The sequence below is a fragment of the Microvirga tunisiensis genome, from assembly GCF_009296175.1.
GTDB classification, from domain to species: Bacteria; Pseudomonadota; Alphaproteobacteria; order Rhizobiales; family Beijerinckiaceae; genus Microvirga; species Microvirga tunisiensis.
Genome location: NZ_VOSK01000510.1, coordinates 1 through 3,456 on the forward strand (window position 1 = coordinate 1; position 3,456 = coordinate 3,456).

Below are 3,456 nucleotides of genomic sequence, written 5' to 3' on the forward strand. Positions count from 1 at the left end.
GGAAGCGTAGAATGGTTCATGGCGGGTGGGTTCTCCCAGAAATGAGGCGGATCGGATTCAACAACCAAATCCTAAGTCATCTCAGGCACTTGAGCTACACCCGCCAACCCTCCATGAATTTTCCGGGCTAAACGGAATGCAGGCCAGCCGATGACAACGTCCAGGGGCTCGGCGGCAGCACGGATGGGATCAGGCTCACGCCGAAGACCTCCACGAGCCTGGCGGGCGTCAGCACCGCCTCGGCTCGTCCGCGTGTGACGAGCCGCCCTCCATGCATCAGGACGAGATCGTCCCCCATGCCGGCGGCGAGCTGCAGGTCGTGCAGCACGGCCACGACCGCGAGCCCGCCTTGTGCAAGGCTCTTCGCCGTCTGCAGCAGGGCAAGCTGATGCTTGAGGTCGAGGCTTGCGATGGGCTCGTCGAGAAAGAGCACCTGCCGCGGCTCGACGGTCCGGCCGGCCTGCAGCTGCGCCAGCACGCGGGCGAAATGAACCCGCTGCCGCTCCCCACCGGAGAGCGTCTGATAGTTGCGACGGGCGAGATGCGCCACGTCGGCCTGCGCGAGCGCATCGAGGGCGATGCGCTGCCGGTCGCTGCGCGACAACCCGCGCCCGATTCCCTCGACCCCGAGGCAGGCGACCTCGAAGACCGTGAAGGGAAAGCCGAGATCGGAGGCTTGCGGCATCACCGTCCGGCTGTGCGCGAGGCGCCATGGCGGAATGGAGCGCAGGGGCTGGCCGTCGAGGCGAACCTCGCCCTCCGTCGGAGAGAGTTCGCCGGACAGGATGCGCAGAAGCGTCGACTTGCCGGCTCCGTTGGGGCCGATGACGATGGTGAAGGAGCCGCCTACGATGGACAGATCGACGGCCCCGACCAGCATGCGTCCGCCGCTGCGATAGGAAACACCCTCCGCTTCCAGAAGCGTGCTCACAGGGCGATGCCTCCCTGACGCCGGAGCAGGAGCCAGAGGAAGAACGGTGCGCCGATGGCGGCCGTGAGAATGCCGATGGGCAGTTCGGCCGGCGCAGCGATGGTGCGTGCCATCGTATCGGCCGCGACGAGCAGTGCGGCTCCCAGCAGGGATGAGGCCGGCAGCAGCATCCTGTGGTCTGCTCCGGCCATGAGGCGCAGCACATGCGGCACGACGATCCCAACGAAGCCGATCATGCCGGCCGCTGCGACGGACGCACCGACAGCGATCGCGACGAGCAGGACCGCGATGGCCTTCACCCGCTGCACCGGCACGCCGAGATGAAAGGCTTCCGCCTCGCCGAGGGACAACGCGTTCAACCCTCGCGCCAGAAAGGACATGGTCAGAAGCGTCGGCAGGATGAACGGGGCCACGGCCATGACCTTCGTCCAGGTCGCGCCGCTTAAGGAACCGAGAGACCAGAACGACAGATCGCGCAATTGCCGGTCATCGCTGAGATACGAGAACAGCCCCATGACGGCGCCTGCGAGCGCACCGAAAGCGACGCCGGCAAGCAGCATGGTCGCAATCGAGGTGCGACCGCTGCGGGTGGCGACGAGATACAGGCCGAGCGTCGTCAGCAAGCCGCCGGCAAAAGCGCCCACGGGCAGGGCGCCGAAGGGCAAGGGGCCGATGAGCGGCGCGAGCAGCTTGTCGCCAAGCGTGATCGTCGCGGCGGCCGCCAGGGCCGCCCCGGCCGAGACGCCGACAAGGCCGGGATCCGCCAGCGGGTTGCGAAACAGCCCCTGCATCAGCGCGCCCGACGAGGCGAGCGCCGCGCCGATCATAAGCCCGAGCAGCAGGCGCGGCAGGCGCACCTGCAGGATGATCACTGCATCGCCTCCTGTCGCCATCGCGTGCCCGGAAAGAGCATTCGCGACGATCGCGAATACGCGGGCCGGGGACACACCCGTTGCGCCGAGGCCGAGGGCCAGAACGCTCACCAGGAGAAGCAGCACGGCCAGCACCGCCATCAGAAAGATCCGGCGCTCGCGAAACGCTCGGCGGAAATGTTCCTGCTCTAGGGCCAGAGCGGTCATGGCTTGGCTGCGAGGATCTGATCGGGATGCAGCGCCACCATCAGGTCGCGCACCGCGGCCGGCGTGCGCGGACCGAAGCCGAGAAGATAAAGCGAATCCATGACGATGAGACGCCGCTGTGCCGCCGCGGGCGTCGCGGCAAAAGCCGGATAGGTGAAGGGATCCGACGCCGCGCCGCCGGGACCGTGGTTCATCATCACGATGGCGTCCGGAGCCGCCGCGATCAGGCCCTCATCCGACAGGGGTTTCCAGCCGGTCAGGGACGACGCGACATTGGTGGCGCCGGCAAGCGCGAACATGGCATCGGCGGTCGTTCCCTGCCCGCCGACGAGCGGCCGTCCGTTCTGAAGCGACAGGACGAAGAGCGCCTTGGCCGGCCGCGTCACCCGCGCCCTGGCTTCCGCCAATCGGGCGAAGCCCTTCTCGATCTCGGCCACGAGTGCGGCGCCCTTCTCGGCCGCGTTCACCGCCTTGGCGATCACCTCGACCCGCTTCGCAATCCCAGCCGGATTGGGCTCGTCCGTGACGCGGACGATCGGAATGCCGGCCTGCTCGACCAGGCGCAAGGCATCGGGCGGGCCTGCTCCTTCCGAAGCGATGACGAGCGTCGGGTTGAGCGACAGGATCCCCTCTGCCCCGAGCGCGCGGACATAGCCCACATTGGCTTTGGATTTCAGCGCCTCTTCGGGATACAGGCTCGTGGAATCCACGCCGACGATCTCATCGGCGCGGCCGAGGCGGTAGAGGATCTCGGTTGCCGCCCCGCCGACGCTGACGATGCGGTGCGCGGGTTCGGCGCGAAGCCGCGAGGCATAGAGCAGGACGGTCGGTGCCAGGAGCAGCGTGCGGCGTGACAGGACAGGCATGAAAGCGGCTTTCTATTTCGTGAGGATCAGTTTGCCACTGGCCGTGATCCGCAGGCGGTAGCGCTCGCCCCTGTGAACCAGAACGACTTCGCGCCCGCTCCCGACGAGGCTCGCGACATCGATCTCTTTCGCGAGCGTCGGCCGGTCGGCTTTGACGTCCGAGGGCGATGACGGGTCGTGCACGGATGTCTCCAGTTTTTACTTGTTCTAAATTGCCGAATATTCCGCTTCATTGAGTATTCGTAGTTTAGAATTGTGTAAAACTACGCATATCAGAGTTCATGTTGACGCAGTTACTTGATTTGGATATCGGATGTAAACCCTCCTCCTCACGGAGAGGGTGAGATAGCCAGCCAGCGCGAACCCGATTTCTGCGCGAGCCAGCCAGCCGTCAAGAACACCAATGTGAAAGACCGGGATCGTCGGGATGTTTACCTTCCTGCGCGAAGGGCCGAAGTCTCTTTCATAATGCAGCCTTTCTTCAGATCCCCGGGAGGCGGATCATCTTAATGTCCTGATAATTCTCATAGTTCTTCGGCCTGCGGGCGATGACCGCCTGCACTCCTTGGCGAACGGCCTC

At 65.6% G+C, this 3,456-nt stretch carries 4 protein-coding genes; all 4 read right to left on the minus strand.

The genetic code is table 11. The annotated features are described in order from the left end of the window. Positions 1-127: 127 nt before the first annotated feature. From FS320_RS40320 to hemP, 4 genes are read right to left on the minus strand one after another with little or no spacing between them, the layout of a single operon-like run. The gene (locus FS320_RS40320; protein WP_162003567.1) at positions 128-931 is read right to left on the minus strand and encodes a heme ABC transporter ATP-binding protein; all 804 of its coding nucleotides are present in this window, start codon (positions 929-931) and stop codon (positions 128-130) included. After that, positions 928-2,010 (minus strand): FecCD family ABC transporter permease, encoded by a 1,083-nt coding sequence (locus FS320_RS40325; protein WP_152718099.1) that lies wholly within the window; start codon positions 2,008-2,010, stop codon positions 928-930. Before FS320_RS40325 ends, FS320_RS40320 begins: the two co-directional genes overlap by 4 nt. Then, positions 2,007-2,876: a heme/hemin ABC transporter substrate-binding protein gene (locus FS320_RS40330; RefSeq protein ID WP_152718101.1), complete on the minus strand. Its 870-nt coding sequence runs from the start codon at positions 2,874-2,876 to the stop codon at positions 2,007-2,009. Before FS320_RS40330 ends, FS320_RS40325 begins: the two co-directional genes overlap by 4 nt. A gap of 12 nt (positions 2,877-2,888) precedes the next feature. Continuing rightward, on the minus strand, positions 2,889-3,059 hold the full coding sequence (gene hemP, locus FS320_RS50035) for a hemin uptake protein HemP (RefSeq protein WP_162003568.1): 171 nt from the start codon (positions 3,057-3,059) through the stop codon (positions 2,889-2,891). Positions 3,060-3,456 lie beyond the last annotated feature (397 nt).